The sequence below is a fragment of the Flavobacterium amnicola genome, assembly GCF_004122165.1.
GTDB lineage: Bacteria > Bacteroidota > Bacteroidia > Flavobacteriales > Flavobacteriaceae > Flavobacterium > Flavobacterium amnicola.
In genome coordinates, this window is the sequence record NZ_SBKO01000001.1 from 619,114 (window position 1) to 639,619 (window position 20,506).

Here is a 20,506-nt window from a genome sequence, read left to right on the forward strand (position 1 = left end):
AACCGAAAAGGAGCTTTTTATTTTTATGCTATTTAGTAATTATAATAAATCTACTCCACAAACAACACCAATCCTTTTAAGTAATGTCCTTCCGGGTGGTAAATGTTAGTTGGATGATCAGGACCCTGGCCCAGTTTGTGCAAAACTCTAATATTTCTACCTGTTTCAATAGCGGCGGCTGCAATAGTATTGTAAAACAACACATCGTCAATCACTTGCGAACATGAAAAAGTAAATAAAATTCCGTTGGGTGCTAAGGCCTTTAAACCCGCAATATTCAAACGTTTATAGGCTTGGGTGGCCGTGTGTTTACTTTTGATACTTTTAGCAAAAGCGGGCGGATCTAATACAATCACATCGTACTGTTGCGTGTGCTCTTTCATAAAGTTGAACACATCATCGGCAACCGCAGTATGATTCGATTTCGGGAAATTTAATTCCATGTTTTTGGCTGCTAAATCGACCGCTTTTTGAGAAATATCTACCGAAGTTACTAATTCGGCACCCGCACTCATCGCATAAATTGAAAACCCTCCCGTGTAACAAAAAGTATTGAGTACTTTTTTGTCTTTCGAGAATTCTCCTAATAACTTTCGGTTGTCGCGTTGGTCCAAAAAGAAACCCGTTTTTTGTCCTTCCACCCAATTCACTGAAAATAGAATATTGTTTTCTTTGGCGACAGCTTCCGCTTTAGTTTCGAATAAAAAATAATCGGTTCCGGTATTGGGTAAGGTTCCTGAACTTTTACAATAAATAGTTTCGCAGTACTTCGGAAAATTGGTTTTTATGGCTTCTGCTATTTTCTCCATCTGAAGAAAAATACCTGTAGAATGGGCTTGAATCACCCAGTTTTTATCATAATAATCGATGATTAATCCTGGAATTCCATCGCCTTCCCCGTGAATGACACGAAACGCATTGGTGACTTCCAAATCTAGCAGACGCAAACGAAGTGCCCAAGCCGATTCCAATTTGATTCCCCAAAAGTTTTCTGAAAATGTTTCTTTTTCAAAAGTCAGTAAGCGAACCACTATACTTCCCTTATCGGAAAAATAACCCGTTCCTAAATGTTTGTTATTCGAATCGACCACATCCACCATTTCACCGTCAATGATTTCTTGTGTAACGCCATAAACAGCACCACTAAAAACCCAAGGGTGACGACGTTGAATGGATTTTTCTTTACCTGCTTTTAATATAACTTTTGGATAGGACATTTTGATGTATTTATTTCTGCAAAGCTATTGATTTATTTGTAAAAAAAGAGGCTGCAAATAATTGCAGCCTCTTTTGGCATTATAGATTGGTTGGTTTGGTTACTTTTTAATGAATTTTTTAGTGATGGTTTTTTGACCGTCATTAATTTCGAAGATATACAACCCAGAAGCCATATCCGAAACATTGATTTCCGATTGATTCAGTTGGTTAGCTTTGACGATTTGTCCCATCAAATTATAAATTTTGAAAGAAACGTCACGATTATCCATCATTGAAATGCTTAAAGTACTTTCCACTGGATTAGGATACATTTCGAAATCATAAATATTGTTTTCGTTGGTTAACTCGCTTCCAGTAGCCGCAATAGCATTAACAGCTGCTGCTCCAATATTAACCGTATAATCTTCCACTTCACCATATGAGAAAGTCTCACAAGCCGTTGGAGCGGCATTGTATTTCATAGAAACACGCATACGAGTGGTTCCTGCTAATGCCGTAGTTGGCACCGTAAACGTAGTGGATAAATTAGCACTACTTGAAGAAGATCCTGAAACTACTTGTTCGGTTGTTTCGAACGTTCCGTTTTTGTTATAGTCAATCCAAACACTCCAGAATTCTGTATATGCCGATCCTGTAAATCCAGCACTGTAAGTAATGGTGTTCGAACCATATGGTAAGTTAGCCACTAAACTCGTAAAGTTTCCATAACCAGCATTAGCACCTGTTGTATTGGCCACATTGCGTAATGCTACATAATCGATAAATTCATCGGCTACACTATTCCCTTTAGAAGCACAATAAGTAACTGTTGAAGCAGAAGTAGTGACATTAACTACATTACTTGACGCCGAAACATTTCCAGCCGCATCTTTGGCTTTCACCGAGAAAGTATAAGCGGTAGCTGCTGTTAATCCAGTAACTGCATAAGTTGTTCCTGTTACTGATCCTTTTAAGGTTGTTCCTTGGTATACATCATACCCAGTTACGCCTACATTATCCGTAGCAGCAGTCCAAGATAAATTAGTCGTCGTTGTAGTAGTTCCAGAAGCCGTTAAAGCAGTTGGCGCTGTTGGTGCCGTAGTATCGGCAGAACCTGCTACTAAATTAACCGTATAATCTTCAACTTCACCATAAGCAATGGCTTCACAAGCTGTAGGAATTCCGTTATATTTCATCGATACTCTCATTCGAGTAGCACCTGTAATTGCAGTGGTTGGCACAGTAAAACTTCCAGTTGCTGGAGTTGCAGTAGCAGCGGCTTTACTCCAAACCAATTCACCAGTATCAGCAAAATCTTTGTCATTGTTAAGGTCAATCCAAACGGCATAACCTTCCGCATAAGTAGTTCCTGTCCATGTTGGAGTTACCGTAATTGTCGTTGCACTTCCTTTGGTTACGTTAGTGGAAATGCTAGTATAGTCGGAATAACCTGTACCTCCTGTAGAAGCATTATTAATCGTTCCTATTTGAACTCTTCCAATATATTCGTCTGCTACACTGTTCCCTTTTGAAGCACAATAAGTAGCGACTGCTGCTAAAGTGGTTACACTTACCGCATTACTTGACGCCGATAAGTTTCCGGCCGCATCTTTTGCTTTCACTGTAAACGAATACGTAGTAGAAGCCGTTAATCCAGAAGCGGTATAAGTAGTTCCAGTTGCTGTTCCTAATAAAGTCGTACCGCTGTAAACATTGTATCCTGTTACTCCTACATTATCTGTAGCAGCCGTCCAAGCTAAATTGGTTGAAGAAGACGTTGTACCAGAAGCGGTTAAACTTGCTGGTGTAGATGGCGCAGTAGTATCAGAAGTCCCACCAGAATATGCCGCACCAATTCCAACAGCATAAAAAGCATTGGTAGTAGCGATCACTTCAGGCGATCCGGCCCCATACAAATCTATGGCTGCTTGTATACCTCCTGTTCTTGCGTTGGCATAGTTCGAATTCGCAGATAAATAATTGGCTTCTAAACGATAGGCGATTTTAGCCGCTTTATCAATTGTAATCCCTGTAACATTAAATGCATTTCCAATATCATTTGTTCCTGATTTACCTACAGAAAGAATGTAAAACCAATGGTTTAAAACTCCAGAATTATAATGAACACCTCCATTATCTCCCGTTCCTGTATACCAACTAGTTCCTTTATAAGTATCCGGTTGTCCTTCTGCATTTGGATTACTCATTGAGCGTAAAGAAACGTGACCTGATCTTCTTTCGATGTCTTCACCAATTAACCAGGTTTGTTTTGTTGGAGCTGCATAATATTCAACACAAGCCGCCCAAATATCGGAAAACCCTTCGTTCATCGCACCTGATTCGTTGGAATAAGTAAGATTTGCCGTATTGGTACAAACGGCGTGACCGATTTCATGCGCTGCAACATCTAAAGAAGTAAGGATATCAAAACCACCTGTACCACTTCCATCACCATAAGTCATCACAGAACCGTTCCAAAACGCATTGTTGTTATCTGGATACCCTGCTGCAACTAAGTTATAGTGGATGTAACTTTTGATCGCTGCACCTGCATTATTGAAACTATTTCTAGCATGCACATTTTTAAAATAATCGTAGGTTTTTTCAGCTCCCCAATGTCCATCTAAAGCACCATTGTCTTTGTTGGTATTGTTAAATTCTGCCGCTGTCCAATTGTTATCCGCATCGGTAAAATTGGTGGAAGGATAGGTTGCGGTTTTGTTACAATTGAAGGTTTGAATTCCGTTTCCACGTGTTGCATCCGATAAAATATAAGAAGAACCACTTAAAGTTGTTTCTATGTTTTGCGTTCCACTGTAACGAGTAGCAGCATTTGCAGCTACCAAACTGGCAAAACTTTTAACGTCATCTGCATGTGCGTTTCCTACTAAACCTTTTCCGTGAGAATGTTCCCCTAAGTGTTTAATAGTGGCATTATAAAACAAAGAATCGCCAGTCACCGCATCGATATATAAATCACCACGGCTCACTGGAATTGCTGCATACATGTCAAATTTATAGGCCAGCTTCACTCCTTTTTCGGTTGGAAGCAAAACCAATTCTCCTTGAGGTTTTACATAATTCATAGCAGCTGCATCAGATGGGTTTTCCCAAAGATATTTTTGAGCACCTATTTTTCTCATCGCATTTTGCAAAGCAACTTCCGCAGAAATAGAAGGATTGGTGTTTACATTTTCAATGGTGTAAAATTCACCTGTCATGGTAGCTACTTTTCCATTTTTGGAATGAAGTGAATAGGTCGCAAACTCTACTTTAATACCTTGATGAAATAATTGAAATTTTTCGTGTGTAAAACCTAATTCGTCTGAATCGGTTTTAATTTTTGAGAAGTTTTGGTTTTGTTTTAAACCCAATTGCTCTTTGAAGATGGTTTGAAAATCGGCACTTTTATAGTCTGAATTTTCTTTGAACGAAACGAAGCTTGGTGTCCCGTTTGCATTTTTTTCTTTTTTGTTGACATTTCTATCCAATTCTTGAGCGAAAGAGGATAATGTAAACAACGATAATGCAGCTAGTGTTCCTATACTGCGGAATTGGTTTTTCATTGTTAATTTGGTTTTTGGTTGGTTACTATAAAATCATTGATTGGTTAGGTCAATTTTTAAAATTTTAGCAAATTTAGTTGTGTGTTTTTAAACTATTTTCTGTTTTTTGTGATTTATTTAAATAAATCGATAAAAGGAAAATAAATTCGTTAAAGTGTTAATTATTTGTAATTATTTAATTGTTAATCACTTAAAAAAACATCTTTTTGTTAATTTTTGGTAAATATATTTTTAATTGAAGTAAAAATCTTACGGATTTACCGCATCTTTTGTTAAATTTTTGGGCATAAAAAAAGTGATGCTTTCGCATCACTTTTTAGTTTGTTTTGTCATTCTATTTTAGAAACTCATCTCTGGGATATCGCCTTCGATGATTAAATTGGCTTCGGTTGCTTTGATTATGTCTTCCACAGATACTCCAGGTGCTCTTTCTAACAATTTGAAACCTTTAGCTGTTATTTCAAGAACTGCTAATTCGGTAACTACTTTTTTCACGCAACCCACTCCTGTTAATGGTAAGGTACATTTTTTTAGGATTTTAGATTCGCCTGCTTTGTTCACGTGCATCATGGCTACAATGATATTTTCTGCAGAAGCCACTAGATCCATAGCACCACCCATACCTTTTACCATTTTACCTGGAATTTTCCAGTTGGCGATGTCGCCATTTTCGGAAACTTCCATAGCGCCCAAAATAGTCAAATCGACTTTTTGCGCGCGAATCATTCCGAAACTAAAAGCAGAGTCAAAGAAACTTGCTCCGGGTAAAGTGGTAATGGTTTGTTTTCCGGCATTAATAATATCGGCATCTTCTTCTCCTTCAAAAGGAAATGGTCCCATGCCCAGCACGCCGTTTTCCGATTGAAATTCGACTGAAATATCATGGCGAACATAATTGGCTACTAAGGTTGGAATTCCGATTCCTAAATTAACATAGTAACCATCTTTTACTTCTTTTGCTATTCTTTTAGCTATATCTTCTTTTGATAACATAACTTATTTTTGTCTAACGGTGCGTTGTTCAATTCTTTTTTCAAATTTCTCTCCTTGGAAAATTCGGTTTACCATAATTCCTGGAATATGAATTTCGTTTGGGTTTAAAGTCCCCGCTGGCACTAATTCTTCTACCTCAGCGATAGTGATTTTAGCGGCACCCGCCATCACTGCGTTAAAGTTTCGAGCGGTTCCTTTAAAAATTAAATTTCCGGCTTCGTCGCCTTTCCAGGCTTTTACGATTGAAAAATCAGCTTGATAGGCCAATTCCATCACATGCATTTTCCCGTTAAATTCACGCGTTTCTTTGCCTTCAGCTACTTCTGTTCCATAACCTGCGGGTGTGAAAAAAGCAGGAATTCCGGCTTGAGCAGCACGGCATTTTTCTGCCAAAGTTCCTTGAGGTGTAAGTTCCACATCTAATTCTCCTGAAAGCATTTGACGTTCAAATTCAGCATTTTCTCCCACATAAGAAGAAATCATTTTTTTGATTTGACGTTTTTGCAATAGTAATCCCAATCCGAAATCATCTACACCGGCATTATTGGAAATACAAGTAAGGTTATTCGTTCCTTTTTTTACTAATTCGGCAATACTATTTTCGGGAATTCCACACAATCCAAAACCACCCAACATGATGGTTTGTCCGTCTTGAATTCCTGCTAAAGCTTCTGTTACATTGTTTACTTTTCTTGAAATCATGGTTTTAATTATAATCCAAATTCGTCTGTATTTTGTTCTTCCGGTTCCACTTTTGTCGAATCACCACTAATGGAATCATTTTCTCTTTCGGTGTAACTAGGTGCCGTATAACAATCTACTTTTATGGTTAAATCTTTCGGTTTTTCAAAGTCTCCTTTCGACACATTTAATGAAGCATCTGCATAACATTTTTTCATAAACAAAGCCCAAATAGGTAACGCCATGGTGGCACCTTGACCCGCCGCTAACGTTTTAAAATGCGCTGATCGATCTTCATTTCCGACCCAGACACCAGTGGCCAAATTGGGCACCATTCCCATAAACCAACCATCCGATTGGTTTTGAGTCGTTCCTGTTTTACCGGCAATTGGGTTTTGGAAAACATACGGATAACCTGTCACACGATTGTATTTCCAACCACCGCCTTGCGTACGCAAACGATCACCAGAACCGGATTCCGTGACCCCTTCCAATAATTTTATCACGGCATAGGCCACGTCTTTACTCAAAACATCTTTGGATTCTAATTTTGGTTCAAAAATGACATTTCCGTTTTTATCTTCAATTTTGGTAATTACTTGTGGTTTTAGATAAATTCCTTGATTGGCAAAAGTACTATAGGCTGCCACCATATCTCTAACGGTAATATCTACCGCTCCTAATGCAATAGAAGGTTGAGAAGGAATTTCAGAATCAACCCCTAATTTTCGCATTAATGTAATTACGGCATCTGGACCTGTTTTATCAATTAATTTCGCTGAAACGGTATTGATAGAATTCGCTAATGCTCGCTTTAATGTCATCATTCCGCGATACTTGTGGTCAGAGTTTCTAGGCTCCCAATCTTCCGTTACATTGTGTTTCCCTTTTCGAATAATAAATGGTCCGTCAATAATAGTATCACATGGTGACATGCCCAATTGCTCGATTGCAGTGGCATACACAAACGGTTTAAAGGTAGAACCCACTTGTCTGGCTCCAAGTCCAACGTGGTCGTATTGAAAATAACGGTAATCGATACCTCCCACCCAAGCTTTCACATGGCCCGTTTGCGGTTCCATAGACATTAACCCTGGCTGTAAAAAGTGTTTGTAATAACGAATAGAATCATAAGGTGTCATCGTAGTATCTTTATCCCCTTTCCATGTAAACACGGTCATTTTGGTTTTGATATAAAACGATTTTTTAATGTCTTCTTCGTCCTTTCCTTGATCGGTCATGATTCGCCAACGCTCCGTGTTTTTCATAGAACGCTCCATTACTTTGTCAATTTCAGCTTGAGTGATATTGACAAACGGTGTGGTTTTATTTCCTTTGGCTTCGATAAAAAATTCTTCTTGCAAATTCGCCAAATGCTCTTTTACAGCTTCTTCGGCATACAATTGCATTCTGGAATCAATAGTCGTGTAAATTTTTAATCCGTCAGAATAAATATTATAATCCGAACCATCTTCTTTTTTATTTTCCTCCATCCATTTTTTCATATACTCACGAAGGTATTCACGGAAATAAGTCGCAGTTCCTTCGTTATACTTTTCAGGGGTAAAGGTCAATTTGATAGGTTTGGCTTGGAAATTTTCTTTTTGAGTTGTAGTCAAGAAATGATTTTTCTCCATTTGTTTTAACACCACATTACGACGTTCTCTTACTTTTTCTTCACGACGTAACGGATTAAACAATGATGGGTTTTTTAACATCCCAACTAACATAGCCGCTTCATCGACGGTTAAATTTTTAGGTTCTTTGGCAAAATATACTTTGGCCGCCGAACGAATTCCAACGGCTGTATTAATAAAATCGGCTTTGTTAAGATACATCGCGATGATTTCATTTTTGGTATATTGACGTTCCAATCGGATCGCAATAATCCATTCCTTCGCTTTTTGAATAATTCGGAAAGGTAAAAAACGAGAACCTTCTCCGTGGAATAATAATTTAGCCAATTGTTGGGTTAGCGTACTGGCTCCACCATCGGAACCTAATTTTACAGCGGCTCCAATAGTTCTTCTTCCATCAATCCCTGAATGTTCGTAAAAACGTTCGTCTTCAGTGGCTACTAAGGCATTGACCAAATGTTTTGGTAAATCTTCATATTTGATGGGTGTTCTGTTTTCGTTGAAAAACTTCCCAATGACCACACCATCAGAAGAGATGATTTCTGTCGCCAAATTGGATTCTGGATTTTCCAATTCCGAAAAAGAAGGCATGGAGCCCAAAAGTCCCCAAGAAGCGAAAAGAAAAAACAATAGTGTTCCTCCAAAAGTATAAAGGAAATATTTCCAAAATTTTTTCACATACGGCGAAAAATCTGGTTTTCGGGTATTTAATTTTTGAGCCATATTCTATTTATTTTCTTGTAATGATTCGATTCTAAAACCTATTTCGGTTACACCTTGTAATACCTCCACTCCTTTTACTTTTCCGTTTTGTCTCACGGCTTGCTGAATAGAAACTTTATACTTTCCCTTCTCCGGAAATGAAAAATTTTCTTTGTACCAAAGTTTGCTTTCCTTAATATCGGAAAATCCTTCGCCCATTAAAGTTCCATCAGGATTTGCCATTTGGTATTCTAAGGTATCGATTTTGATGTTCCCTTTGGGTTGTTCTAATTTAATAATCAGAAACAAATTATTAAACTCATAATCGTCGTTGTTTCGTATGTTGACGAACATATTTAACGGTTTTTTAGAAACCTCTTGTTCAAAATCAAAGGAAACAATACTGTCTTTATGCCAACCATTGTCAAACGTTTTATATTGATCAAAAATTTGCGTTTTGTCACATGAAACCAATGTGGAAGCTACTAAAAACAGGATGACACTATTTAGGAGAATCTTTCTTTTCATTTCTAAACTTTGGACGATTATTGTTGTTGGGTTTATTCGATTTATTCGCGTTATCTTCAGGTTTATTCGGTGTAATGGCATTACCCGATCCGTGGCGTTTTTTATTATTATTTCGGTTTTTATTTTTACTCTTCGGTTGGTCAAAACGCGTTAAACTATCTTGCCCCATCGCATTTTGGAATGTTTTTTCTGTTTCTGGTTTGTCTTCTTCAAAAACAAAATCTTCAATAGAAGCAACTTTTTTACCTTGTTTGTTTTGAGCCAAAATTTCTTTCACATCCGCCACTTTCATTACGTGCCATTGCCCCATACTATCCGTATACGCAAACCACATTAACTCTTTAAAAATATCAATTTTTTGACAAATAGCATCGCCTTTTTCTGTTTTCAGACGGGTTTCCATATCTGGAATTCCCTTAAGCGCATCCATATAGGTGTCCAACTCGTAGTTCAAACAGCATTTTAATTTACCACATTGACCTGCTAATTTTTGAGGATTTAGAGACAGTTGTTGGTAACGTGCCGCCGAGGTGTTTACACTTCTAAAATCGGTTAACCAAGTCGAACAACACAATTCACGTCCACATGACCCAATACCTCCTAAACGAGACGCTTCCTGACGGAAACCAACTTGTTTCATCTCGATACGAATCTTAAATTCGCTCGCATAATCTTTAATTAACTGACGGAAATCGACACGATCGTTGGCCGTATAGTAGAAGGTTGCTTTGGAAGCATCGCCTTGAAATTCGATATCCGAAATTTTCATTTCCAATTTTAAAGAAATCGCCAATTCACGTGCGCGAACTTTCATCGGTTCTTCGCGATCACGAGCTGCACTCCAAATATCAATGTCCTTTTGAGAAGCTTTGCGGTAAATCTTTGGAATTTCACCTTCGTGATTTTCTCCTTTTTTCTTCATTTGTACTTTTACCAGTTCCCCAGTTAAAGTTACAATTCCGATGTCGTGTCCTGGAGCAGCTTCGGTAGCTACAATATCTCCAATCGACAAAGTTAGCTTTTCGGTATTTCTAAAAAATTCTTTACGCCCGTTTTTAAAACGTACTTCCACCCCGTTAAAAGGTTCTTGTCCTCCCGGAAGTGTCATATTGGAAAGCCAATCGAAAACCGTTAATTTGTTGCAGCTATCGGTGCCGCAAGTCCCATTATTTTTACACCCTTTTGGCGCGCCGCCATCAGAAGTGGAACAAGTGTTACATGCCATAATTTCTATATATATTGGTCGTTTCGATAAACCGAAACTACTATTGCCAAATTACTTTTGGAGGTAAAGATACATAATAAAAAATCCAATAACAAAATTGTCGTGTTGTGCTTGTGGAAGTATTAAATCCCAAAAAAAGAAATCCCAAATATCAAAATTGACATTTGGGATTTGAATTTTATAAATCGTACAACTTTAGGTTGTGATTTTGAATAATTTATCCGACAATCGGACACGAAACGGCACTTCAAAAGTAACTTTGTCATTCACCGAAGCTTGCTCTTTTTCTGCTCCATTCACACGCATTTTTGCAATAACAAGTTCTTGATTTCCTGTTGAAGGTCCAGAAATTAAAATTTTGTCCCCCACCTGAATTTCTCCATTAGTTACTATAAATTGGGCAACACTTGCTTTGACAAAAAAGTGTTCGGCTTTGCCAACAAGTGTTTTCTTTATTTTTAATTTTTGACGAAGTGTTTTAGGTTTTTCTCCGAAATCAGTGGCTTTGGCCAATGAAATAGCGGATAGCTCTCCCGATTTTTTAAACAGTAAGGATTCTGATTTTCCTTTTCTGAAAATTTTATTTCCTACTTGTTTGCCGCGACGCAATTTTACTTGTTCTTCCAATGGCAAATGCGTCATTTCCAAACATTCGCTTGAACAACAATGCTCCATTTTTTCGGCACATGCATCACATTGGATGAACAATAAATGACAACCGTCATTAGCACAATTGGTATGATTGTCACACGGTTTTCCACATTGGTGGCATTGCGAAATAATATCATCGGTAATTCGTTCGCCCAAACGATGATCGAAAACGAAGTTTTTACCAATAAATTTACTTTCTAATCCTTCTTCTTTAAGCTGTTTGGCATAGTTAATAATTCCACCTTCTAGCTGGTATACATTTTTAAACCCTTGGTGTTTGAAGTAAGCGGAAGCTTTCTCACAACGAATTCCTCCGGTACAATACATCACCAGGTTTTTATCTTCTTTAAATTCTTTTAATTGCTCGTTGATAATCGGCAACGATTCACGAAACGTTTCTACATCTGGGGTAATGGCACCTGCAAAATGTCCCACTTCGCTTTCGTAATGGTTTCTAAAATCGACTACAATCGTATTAGGATCTTCTAAAATGGCATTGAATTCTTTGGCTTTTAAGTGTACGCCGATATTGGTTACATCAAAGGTGTCGTCGTTCAATCCATCGGCTACAATCTTGTTTCTGACTTTTACCGTTAATTTTAAAAACGAATGATCGTCGTGTTCTACCGCTACGTTCAAACGAATGCCTTTCATAAAATCATAGGCTTCGAGTGTTTCGCGAAAAGCTTCAAAATTTTCTGCCGGCACGCTCATTTGCGCGTTGATGCCTTCTTTGGCGACATAGGTACGACCAAGTGCTTCCAGCTTGTCCCAAGCCAGGAATAAATCGTTACGAAATTGTTGAGGGTCTTGAATGTTGGCATACGCATAGAAAGACAACGTAAGACGTTGTTTACCGGCTTGATCAATCAGCTCTTTTCTTTCTTCTGCGCTTAAGGTGTTATACAGTTGCATGCTATAAACGTTTAAGTGAGAAATATTTGTAAACCCTAAATGGAAGGATTTCGGTGCAAATTTAGGAATTATTCTTTTATTTCAAAATTGAAAAACTTTAACAAAATATACGGAAAAGCCGTAAAATTTATTTCGAAAAAAGCAGTTTGTTTATAACAATAGAGTAATTTTAAACTGTAAACTTAATTATGAAACTAAAAAAAATTTCTTATTTCTTGATTTTATCACTTTTGGGAGTAGTAATTTATTCTTGCAATACCGATGATTTAGCTATTCAACAAGAAGTACAAACACAGAAATACAAAGGATTAAACCACATTAAAACTGCTGATTTATTTAAAGACAAGAAATTTACAACTGCATTTGCTAAAATTCCAACCAAAACAAAATTAACTTCTTTAAAAACCAGTAAAACCATTATGGAACACGAATATGGTTTTACTATTGAAGAATTCAAACCTGCTAATGTTTATGAAACAGATAGTGTTGTTTCCTACACATTACTTATTACAAGACCTAATCAAACAGCTCATTCTGTAGAAAATTTAGTCATTAATACTAATAAGTTTACTGATAGTATTAGCGCATTCCTATACAAATATGAAAGTGATGTTATAATTAATAATTTTACAAATTATGTTGACAACAGTATCATTACACCTATTGTCTATAACAACATAGAATACAATCCTTCTGCAACAAATAAAGAATCACCTTGTATTATTACAGCATATAGAATATGCGAAAATCATTCTAGCCCTGAGATGGTACCAACTTGCCAAGCCCCAATACAGTATGAAATCACATGCGGCGGGGGCGGGGGAGCTGATGGAAGTTCACCTTTGCCAACATCAAGTAACACATCTACTGGAGGTGGTGTTGGTGGCGCAATACAAACCGCTCCTGTTTACCAAATGTCTCCGCTTGAATTGGCAAGAAAAAACTTCACAATGAATGATTTAACTGACGAACAATTTAGTTGGTTAACAAATCCAGCCAACGACCAAGCCGAAGCTGCAATTTATGCTTATCTAGAATACTCTAATGCAACAACTGGAGAACTTGGGTATTCGCCTGAGAAAATAGCCATTGTTAAAAATTTGATAAATATTAGAATTTGGGAATCAACAAGAATAAATGGAAATCTACTAAAACCATGTATGCAAAGTATTTTAAATGACATAAAAAAACTGCAAAATGGTAGTGTTGGGCAAATTATTCAAAAATTCGCAGGAAATACACCTGGATTCAATTGGGAGGTTAAAGATGGTGTTCTGAGTGGTGGAGTTGTTGCATCTACACAAACCCCATCACAATATAACACAACTTCATCAACAATTACAACAACTTTCAATACCACTGCATATCCTGATGCAAGTGAACTCTCTTGGGCAAGAACTATAATTCACGAAAGTGTTCATGCTTATTTATCTGTATATTTTGCAACAAATAGCCCCGGATTCATAGGTAATTATCCAAATATGGTTAATGATTGGGGAATCTTACAAAATTGGAATGCTGTACACCATGAAGAATTTGCTCGAAGTTTAGTGAATGAAATTGCGAATTCCCTTCAGGAATATGGAATTTCAAAAGGATATAATTTACCAAGACAATTTTATGATGACATGTCATGGGCTGGACTTCAAGGAACAACTCTTTTCCAAAATCTTTCACCGGCAGATCAAAATAGAATTTTAAATGTCATTGCAATTGAATTGACAGGAATAGATCTAAATAGTAATTCTCAAATCCAAAAAGGAAGACCAGCTGGATGCTAAATTTAAACTTATGAAACAACTCTTTTTCTACATATTTTTATTTTCAATTTTTATTGGTTGCTCAGTTAGTAGTAAAAAATCAACATATAATAAGTCTTATTTTACTTATAAAAAAAATAGAATTAAAACAAGTTCCGTAAATAATGGAAAAGCAATTATATATATGAAGATGAATTATGTGAATAAAAACATGTCAAAAAATCCAACTTTTATAAAGGTTAATTGTGAAAAATTAAGAACAGATACTGATTCATATGAAATTATTTATGATCAAATTCCTGAGACTGATTTTAGACTCAATATTTCCTCTTTAGGATGTTTCACAATAGATACAAATCCTATAAAGCTGAAAGAAAATGATTCCATCGTTTATAATTTTTATTTTGCTGAAAATGACATACCAATAATTGATTGTGAACATTAAAACAAATCAAACATATTAAATAGTGGTTTCCAAAATATTGAAAACCGCTATTATTTTTTAAATAATTTCAAAAAACTTCCCTTGCAACGGTCGCACCACTCCTTTCAACTCCATATTTAATAAGATTGAGGAAAGTTTAAAAATAGGCATGTTACTTTCTAAAGAAATAATATCCAAATGCTCCTTTCCTTGTTTTTGAAGGTAATCGTAAATGATTTGTTCTTCATTTTCTAACGACACAAATAATTGCTTTTGTATGGCTTTTTCCGATTTTTTAATGTCCCAATTTAAATGGTAAATCAAGTCGGTAGCATTTGTGAGCAAATGCGCTTTATTGGTTTTTATCAACATGTTACAACCTTGACTGTATTTATCGGTGGCACGGCCAGGCACGGCAAACACCTCTTTATTGTAATCGTTGGCCATGGTTGCTGTGACGAGTGAGCCGCCTTTTTCGGCACTTTCAATGACAATCGTTGCTTCTGAAATTCCGGCGACTATACGGTTTCGTTTGACAAAATTTTCTCGATCCGGATTGGAAGTACTCCAAAATTCTGTCATAAAACCACCGTTTTCTTCCATTTTATGCATGTATTTCTTGTGCGTTTTAGGATAAATTTGATTCAATCCGTGGGCTAGAACTCCAATGGTTTGCAAGTTGTTTTCAATTGCTGCTTGATGTACCACAATATCTACTCCATACGCAAATCCGCTAACAATAATCGGATTGAGTGGTGCCAAATCGGCTATGAGATTTTTACAGAAATCCATACCATAGGAAGTCACTTGGCGGGTACCCACCATGCTAATTATTTTTCTGTTTTCTAAGTGGATGTTTCCAGCGGTAAACAATAAAACAGGCGCGTCAAAACACTGTTTTAATCGTTCGGGATAGAGGGCGTCTTGATAAAATAAGGTGTTGATATGTTGCGATTGGATAAATTTGAGTTCCGCTTCGGCAGCTATTAGAACCTCTTTTTTCTTCAGATTTCGAATAATGGAAGCTCCTATTCCGTCAATTTTAGCCAATTGAATGGGTTTGGCTTTAAAGACTTCTTCCGCAGAACCTAAATGGGTTAGGAGTTTTTTGGCAATAACATCTCCAATACCTTCCGTTTTTAGCAGTGCTAAGGTGTGTAGTAATTCTTCTTGTAACATGGCGTATAAATGAGGTTGCAAAATAATTATTTTTAAATTGTTAATAACATTTGTTGATAAAATTTTTAATTTCTCTTGTATTCTCTATTTTTGTTGGTATGAATATCGAACATTACATTTCGCAACTTTTATACCGTTACCAATGTGTAACCGTTCCTGGTTTTGGTGCCTTTTTGACCGAAACGGTGTCGGCTTCCGTGAATGAAACCAATCATAATTTTTTTCCACCTAAAAAGGTTGTTTCTTTTAATTCGCACATTAAAAACAATGACGGATTATTAGCCAATCATATCGCGCAGGCTGAAAAGTTATCGTATGACGAAGTGGTTTCAAAAATGGAATCAGAAGTAACACTTTGGAAAAATAAATTACAAAATCGCGATTTCTTAATTTTTAAGAATATTGGTCTTTTAAAATTAAATTCAGAAAACAATATCGTTTTTGAAGGATATAATCACACCAACTACTTAGCCGAATCATTTGGTTTGGCTTCCTTTGTTTCGCCAAATGTAAAACGCGAGGTTTTAAAAACGTTGGTTACCGAAGAAAGTGAAAAAATTGCTATCGATACCGAAGTAATCACTCTTGAAACCAGAAGAAGCAACCCGTTTGTTACTTTTGTGAAATATGCTGCCGTTATAACGGTTTCTCTTGGCGCTACTGCTTTTGGATATGTGGGTTATATTGACCAACAAGAACAAGCCGAAACTTTACTGGTTCAGGCACAAGTACAAAAAGAAGTACAATCGAAATTACAAGAAGCTACTTTTTTCATCGCAAATCCGGTGAATGACGCAGTAGCCAATCCGGAGTTGAATTATGATTTTCATATCGTATCCGGTTCTTTCCGACGTATTAAAAACGCTAATAAATCCCTACAAGAATTAAATCAAAAAGGATTTAATTCTTCCGTTATTACCAGAGAAGATGGTTTGTTTTCGGTAGTATACGGAACCTATACTTCGCAAGCAGAGGCAGATGCGGCACTTTTAAAAATTCAAACGCAGGAAAATAAGGAGGCTTGGATTCTCTTGTTAGAAAAAAAATAAACCGAATGCCTTTCAAATTTGAAAGGCATTTTTTTTAACTGTAATTTTCCTTATATCTTTGTACGAAATTAAACACACACTCTATGCAAGCTAAATTTCCTTCCGAATCGTTAACTGTTTTAACCGATTTAGTATTACCAAGTGAAACCAATCCATTAAATAATCTTTTTGGTGGCGAATTATTAGCCCGTATGGATCGTGCTGCTAGTATTGCTGCGCGTCGTCATTCGCGTCGTATTACGGTAACCGCTTCGGTAAACCACGTGGCGTTTAACAGAGCTATTCCTTTAGGAAGTGTAGTAACTGTGGAAGCGAAAGTGTCGAGAGCTTTTTCAAGTTCTATGGAAATTTATATTGATGTGTGGATTGAAGACCGTGAATCAGGGATTAAAACCAAAGCCAATGAAGCGATTTATACCTTTGTGGCGGTTGATGAAACAGGTCGTCCAGTGGAAGTCCCTCAAATAACACCACAAACTGAAGAAGAAAAATCACGCTATGATGCGGCATTGCGACGTAAACAGTTGAGTTTGGTTCTTGCCGGAAAAATGAATCCGCAAGACGCTACTGAGTTGAAGGCGTTGTTTTTATAAAATATATCCAATAAAAAAGTCCCTTGCGGGACTTTTTTATTACATATTGGTGATCCACGATTGCGGATTCAGTTTGGTCGTATTCTGGAAAATCAAGAATTTCAATACCGCTTTTCCTGTAAAGTTATTGAAGAAAATTGTTCCTAAGGTTTGCTTAGTGGTGACCTTTTGTCCTTTACTCACATTTACACTGCCTAAATTCGAGTAGGTCGTAATGTAATCTCCGTGACGAATAACCACCGTAGCAGTTCCGTTGGCCGCTTGTTGTACATCACTCACTTCGCCATTAAATACGGCTCTTGCTTTTGCTCCTTTTTCCGAAGAAACCTCAATACCACTACTTTCAATCATGATGGAAGGCTCTAACGGGTGCGGCTGGCGACCAAAACGTTTGGTTAAGGCTCCTTTTTCTACTGGCCAAGGAAGTCTTCCTCTATTGGCTTTGAAATCGTTGGCTAATTCTTTGGCTTCCGGTGTTAAGACAAACGTTGTGGTGTTTGTGGTGTTACCCGCTTTTTTGTTCGCTGCCGCAATGGCTTCACGAATTAAACGGTCAATTTGCTTTTCGATGGCACGAGATTCTTTTTGTTTTTTGCGAATTTCAGCGATGATTTTATTTTTATCTTTTTTAATCGAATTCAATAAACGCTGTTGTTCTTGACGTTCTTTTTCAAGATCTTGTTTTTCTTTTTCGCTTTCGGCAATTAATTGCTCTTTTTCTTTTTTCTGTTTGCCGAGTTTGTTATTGTATTGTTCTAATTGTGTTGTTTTTTCTTTAATCTCTTCGCCTTGCATTTTACGGAAGCTCGAATATTGCTTCATGTATTGCGCGCGTTTGTACGCTTGTAAGAAGTTATCGGATGACAGTAAAAACATCGCTTTGCTTTGCTCGGAACGGCTTTTGTACGATTTTTCAATCATTTCGGAATAGTCTTCTTTCAAAACAACCAAATCCCTTTTCAATTGATTTACTTTCATTTGATTGATGTACATACTATTCCCTAAAACTTTTTTCTGTTTTTCAGTAGTATTGATCAACCGTACTTGTAAACCAATTTTTTCGTTTTGTTTGGCTACGACTTTTACCACATTTTTTTCTTTCTTTTTTTGTTCACTCAATAAGCGCTCTTTTTCACGAATTTCTTCCTGAATTTTGGCTTTTTGTTCTTCTAATTTGCGCTGTCTGTCTTCTTCTTGTCCCCAAGAAAGAGTCGTAGCTAATACCAGTACTAAAGAAAGAATATATTTTAACATGGATTGTTTTTGACTTATTTGATAGTTATTTGTTCGTAACCACTTGGCACACTATACGGAAACGTAAGTTCTTCATTAAATGTAACATTTTTGTTTTGAATTGCAATGTTGGTGGTTTTCTCCCCTTGAATTGCAAAAATAGCAAGTTCTTGTGGGAAAACACATTCCGGATACGAATTATAATTCGAGTAATTTACTAAAAGTTTTCTTTCAGGAGAAAATTGTTTGATTTCTTGTCGTTTTAACCAAAAAGTCGTGGGTTCAAAAACAAAGGATTTGGCAAAATTTCCATCGGAAATTTCTTCTAGTTTTGGACTGGATTCTTCACTTAATACTTTGAATTTTCCGTTGTTAAGGTCATCAATCGTTTTCCCAATAAGCATATTTTGTACTTTTTGAAAATCCAAATCGGTACCCAACCAATTGCTAAGCATTTTATAATCCCCTTCAAAATATTTGCCATTCAGCTTTTCATAATATTTCACTTGGGTGGGTGTAAGTAACGCTTTGGCCATGGTGATACCGATCATTTTCACACTAACCAAAATAATCTCATCTTTCTTGATGCGAATATCGGCTGCTAATCCTAAAGACTGTTTGGCATCCGTATAATCGATATTTGATTTTATATAAGCTGTTTTAAAATTACGATTGACCCCGTAATGATTTTTGATAATATTCGAAACCGTAACGTCAGAAACGGTAGTGCTAACTTCAGTTGGCATCACCACTTTTTTGGCTTTGCACGAAGTTAGTAACAGGGCAAGTACTACAACAGAAAGTATTTTGTTCATTATTGTTTTTTATTTTTCAGATTTGTAATTCGAGCCAAATAATCGTTAGCTTTTTGAGTATTCCCCAAGTCTTTAGACACTTGACTTAACAGATGTAAGAAATCCATTTCTAAATCTATATTTTCTATTACATAATCTAGGCCAATTTCAAGAAAATCGTTGGCTTTTTTAATATTTTTTAATTCGTAATTGGCTCTGGCGGCAAAAAAATAATATTCGGGTTGATTCGGATAAATTTCGACCAAGTCGGAAGCCGTTTTTTGCATGGCTTGATAATTGTCTACTTCTTCGTAGGATGCTAACAAAAAGATATTCGTTTCTAAATCGTTATTGTGTACTGCAAAAGTTTTTTCGAGATTTTTAATGGCTAATGCCCAGTTTTTCTTCTTGTAATAAAACTTTCCAATTTCTTTACGGACATCAAAATCTGGGTCGCCTTCGAAATATTCTGTGGCTTTGTTTAGTTGCGGTTCGAAAGTTGGATTTTTCATCGCAAAAATCAAAAACTCATTGTACATTTTGAATTTGATTTTCTTGTCTATTTTTTTGCTTTGCAAGACTTTTTCTAGTGCTACAAAAGCGTCACTCTCTTTGTTTTCGTTAATCAAAAATTTGAAGCCAAATACCTGCCCCCAATCGGAAGTGGGAATGTTTTTTTGCAATTTTTCAATGACTTGTCGTGCTTTTTCTTCCTGATTATTGTCGGAATATTTGGTAATTAGCGACAGGTAATTTTCTTCGTTTTGTGGATTTTGCTCGATGGCTTTTTCCAAATCCAAATTATTGCCAGCGTTCATTCCAGTTTTTGTATTAATATCAGCACGGTATTGATTGCGTCTTTCCGTTTTACCTTCCGTTTCATCCAGTTCATTAATCAGAAGTAATGCTTTGTCATACTGACGCGTGTACATGTATAACGAGGTTAAATCTTCTTTATAGTTTTTGTCTAGCGGGATAATTCGTTGAAGGGTTAGAATACCTTGGTTGTAGTTTTTGGTTTCATAATAGACTTCATACAAATCAATCCAATACCATTTGTTTTTAGGATCAATTTGAGTGGCTTTGATATAATATTTTTCGGCCGTCGTGTATTGTTTAAACAGAAAATAATTACGCCCGAGTTCATGATTAATCACCGCATTTTCGGGTTGAAGTTCCAAACATTTTTCAAGAGCAATTATGGCTTTATCATAATTTTCAATCCCTTTTTGTTTCAGCGATTCATAATAGGATTCTTGAAAATTATCGTTGACTAAAGCAATGTCTTCAGGTTCCGTTTGGGCAAAAAGAGTTGGGGTGTTGCCACACAACACCAATAGAAAAGCTATTTTTAAAACTCTATTTGTCATCATTATTTT

At 36.5% G+C, this 20,506-nt stretch carries 16 protein-coding genes; 4 read left to right on the top strand and 12 right to left on the bottom strand.

Annotated features, from left to right (window positions below):
• Positions 1–50: 50 nt before the first annotated feature.
• The 8 genes from EQG63_RS02835 to trhO form a co-directional block, all read right to left on the bottom strand.
• Complete coding sequence (locus tag EQG63_RS02835; RefSeq protein ID WP_129434198.1) at positions 51–1,217, bottom strand: class I SAM-dependent rRNA methyltransferase; 1,167 nt, start codon at positions 1,215–1,217, stop codon at positions 51–53.
• Positions 1,218–1,316: 99 nt separating this feature from the next.
• Entirely contained in the window at positions 1,317–4,763 is a 3,447-nt protein-coding gene (locus EQG63_RS02840) for a M4 family metallopeptidase (RefSeq protein ID WP_129434200.1), read from the bottom strand.
• A gap of 339 nt (positions 4,764–5,102) precedes the next feature.
• Positions 5,103–5,756 carry a CoA transferase subunit B gene (locus EQG63_RS02845; protein WP_129434202.1) on the bottom strand — a complete coding sequence of 218 codons (654 nt, stop codon included), beginning with the start codon at positions 5,754–5,756 and terminating at the stop codon, positions 5,103–5,105.
• Between the two features lie 3 nt (positions 5,757–5,759).
• Positions 5,760–6,458 carry a CoA transferase subunit A gene (locus tag EQG63_RS02850; protein ID WP_129434204.1) on the bottom strand — a complete coding sequence of 233 codons (699 nt, stop codon included), beginning with the start codon at positions 6,456–6,458 and terminating at the stop codon, positions 5,760–5,762.
• 8 nt (positions 6,459–6,466) lie between these two features.
• Positions 6,467–8,797 (bottom strand): penicillin-binding protein 1A, encoded by a 2,331-nt coding sequence (locus tag EQG63_RS02855; protein WP_129434206.1) that lies wholly within the window; start codon positions 8,795–8,797, stop codon positions 6,467–6,469.
• A 3-nt stretch (positions 8,798–8,800) separates the two neighbouring features.
• The gene (locus EQG63_RS02860; RefSeq protein ID WP_129434208.1) at positions 8,801–9,304 is read right to left on the bottom strand and encodes a gliding motility lipoprotein GldH; all 504 of its coding nucleotides are present in this window, start codon (positions 9,302–9,304) and stop codon (positions 8,801–8,803) included.
• Entirely contained in the window at positions 9,279–10,529 is a 1,251-nt protein-coding gene (locus EQG63_RS02865) for a PSP1 domain-containing protein (protein ID WP_129434210.1), read from the bottom strand. Before EQG63_RS02865 ends, EQG63_RS02860 begins: the two co-directional genes overlap by 26 nt.
• 195 nt (positions 10,530–10,724) lie before the next feature.
• The gene (gene trhO / locus EQG63_RS02870) at positions 10,725–12,095 is read right to left on the bottom strand and encodes an oxygen-dependent tRNA uridine(34) hydroxylase TrhO (protein WP_129434212.1); all 1,371 of its coding nucleotides are present in this window, start codon (positions 12,093–12,095) and stop codon (positions 10,725–10,727) included.
• Positions 12,096–12,283: 188 nt separating this feature from the next.
• On the opposite strand from trhO, the gene EQG63_RS02875 reads away from it, so the two are divergent.
• Both EQG63_RS02875 and EQG63_RS02880 read left to right on the top strand, forming a co-directional pair.
• Positions 12,284–13,876 (top strand): hypothetical protein, encoded by a 1,593-nt coding sequence (locus tag EQG63_RS02875; protein ID WP_129434214.1) that lies wholly within the window; start codon positions 12,284–12,286, stop codon positions 13,874–13,876.
• Positions 13,877–13,886: 10 nt separating this feature from the next.
• On the top strand, positions 13,887–14,300 hold the full coding sequence (locus EQG63_RS02880; protein WP_129434216.1) for a hypothetical protein: 414 nt from the start codon (positions 13,887–13,889) through the stop codon (positions 14,298–14,300).
• Positions 14,301–14,357: 57 nt separating this feature from the next.
• On the opposite strand, the gene dprA is transcribed toward EQG63_RS02880, so the two are convergent.
• Positions 14,358–15,458: a DNA-processing protein DprA gene (gene dprA / locus EQG63_RS02885; protein WP_129435256.1), complete on the bottom strand. Its 1,101-nt coding sequence runs from the start codon at positions 15,456–15,458 to the stop codon at positions 14,358–14,360.
• A gap of 98 nt (positions 15,459–15,556) precedes the next feature.
• Between dprA and EQG63_RS02890 the strand changes: the two genes are divergently transcribed.
• Both EQG63_RS02890 and EQG63_RS02895 read left to right on the top strand, forming a co-directional pair.
• Positions 15,557–16,507: an HU domain-containing protein gene (locus EQG63_RS02890; protein WP_129434218.1), complete on the top strand. Its 951-nt coding sequence runs from the start codon at positions 15,557–15,559 to the stop codon at positions 16,505–16,507.
• Positions 16,508–16,590: 83 nt separating this feature from the next.
• Positions 16,591–17,100, top strand: coding sequence for an acyl-CoA thioesterase (locus EQG63_RS02895; protein ID WP_129434220.1), 510 nt, complete (start codon positions 16,591–16,593; stop codon positions 17,098–17,100).
• A gap of 39 nt (positions 17,101–17,139) precedes the next feature.
• On the opposite strand, the gene EQG63_RS02900 is transcribed toward EQG63_RS02895, so the two are convergent.
• Genes EQG63_RS02900 through EQG63_RS02910 form a run of 3 tightly spaced genes read right to left on the bottom strand, consistent with a single transcriptional unit; the run spans position 17,140 to position 20,500 of the window.
• Positions 17,140–18,354 (bottom strand): murein hydrolase activator EnvC family protein, encoded by a 1,215-nt coding sequence (locus EQG63_RS02900; RefSeq protein WP_129434222.1) that lies wholly within the window; start codon positions 18,352–18,354, stop codon positions 17,140–17,142.
• A 14-nt stretch (positions 18,355–18,368) separates the two neighbouring features.
• Entirely contained in the window at positions 18,369–19,148 is a 780-nt protein-coding gene (locus EQG63_RS02905; protein WP_129434225.1) for a DUF4292 domain-containing protein, read from the bottom strand.
• Complete coding sequence (locus tag EQG63_RS02910) at positions 19,148–20,500, bottom strand: tetratricopeptide repeat protein (RefSeq protein WP_235827801.1); 1,353 nt, start codon at positions 20,498–20,500, stop codon at positions 19,148–19,150. Before EQG63_RS02910 ends, EQG63_RS02905 begins: the two co-directional genes overlap by 1 nt.
• Positions 20,501–20,506: the final 6 nt, after the last annotated feature.

Coding starts and splice junctions, on each gene's coding strand:
- EQG63_RS02905 (WP_129434225.1), bottom strand. CDS start 19,148: ATGAACAAAATACTTTCTGTTGTAGTACTTGCCCTGTTACTAACTTCG.
- EQG63_RS02860 (WP_129434208.1), bottom strand. CDS start 9,304: ATGAAAAGAAAGATTCTCCTAAATAGTGTCATCCTGTTTTTAGTAGCT.
- EQG63_RS02900 (WP_129434222.1), bottom strand. CDS start 18,354: ATGTTAAAATATATTCTTTCTTTAGTACTGGTATTAGCTACGACTCTT.
- EQG63_RS02835 (WP_129434198.1), bottom strand. CDS start 1,217: ATGTCCTATCCAAAAGTTATATTAAAAGCAGGTAAAGAAAAATCCATT.
- EQG63_RS02910 (WP_235827801.1), bottom strand. CDS start 20,500: ATGATGACAAATAGAGTTTTAAAAATAGCTTTTCTATTGGTGTTGTGT.
- EQG63_RS02855 (WP_129434206.1), bottom strand. CDS start 8,797: ATGGCTCAAAAATTAAATACCCGAAAACCAGATTTTTCGCCGTATGTG.
- EQG63_RS02850 (WP_129434204.1), bottom strand. CDS start 6,458: ATGATTTCAAGAAAAGTAAACAATGTAACAGAAGCTTTAGCAGGAATT.
- EQG63_RS02840 (WP_129434200.1), bottom strand. CDS start 4,763: ATGAAAAACCAATTCCGCAGTATAGGAACACTAGCTGCATTATCGTTG.
- EQG63_RS02895 (WP_129434220.1), top strand. CDS start 16,591: ATGCAAGCTAAATTTCCTTCCGAATCGTTAACTGTTTTAACCGATTTA.
- dprA (WP_129435256.1), bottom strand. CDS start 15,458: ATGTTACAAGAAGAATTACTACACACCTTAGCACTGCTAAAAACGGAA.
- EQG63_RS02875 (WP_129434214.1), top strand. CDS start 12,284: ATGAAACTAAAAAAAATTTCTTATTTCTTGATTTTATCACTTTTGGGA.
- trhO (WP_129434212.1), bottom strand. CDS start 12,095: ATGCAACTGTATAACACCTTAAGCGCAGAAGAAAGAAAAGAGCTGATT.
- EQG63_RS02890 (WP_129434218.1), top strand. CDS start 15,557: ATGAATATCGAACATTACATTTCGCAACTTTTATACCGTTACCAATGT.
- EQG63_RS02880 (WP_129434216.1), top strand. CDS start 13,887: ATGAAACAACTCTTTTTCTACATATTTTTATTTTCAATTTTTATTGGT.
- EQG63_RS02865 (WP_129434210.1), bottom strand. CDS start 10,529: ATGGCATGTAACACTTGTTCCACTTCTGATGGCGGCGCGCCAAAAGGG.
- EQG63_RS02845 (WP_129434202.1), bottom strand. CDS start 5,756: ATGTTATCAAAAGAAGATATAGCTAAAAGAATAGCAAAAGAAGTAAAA.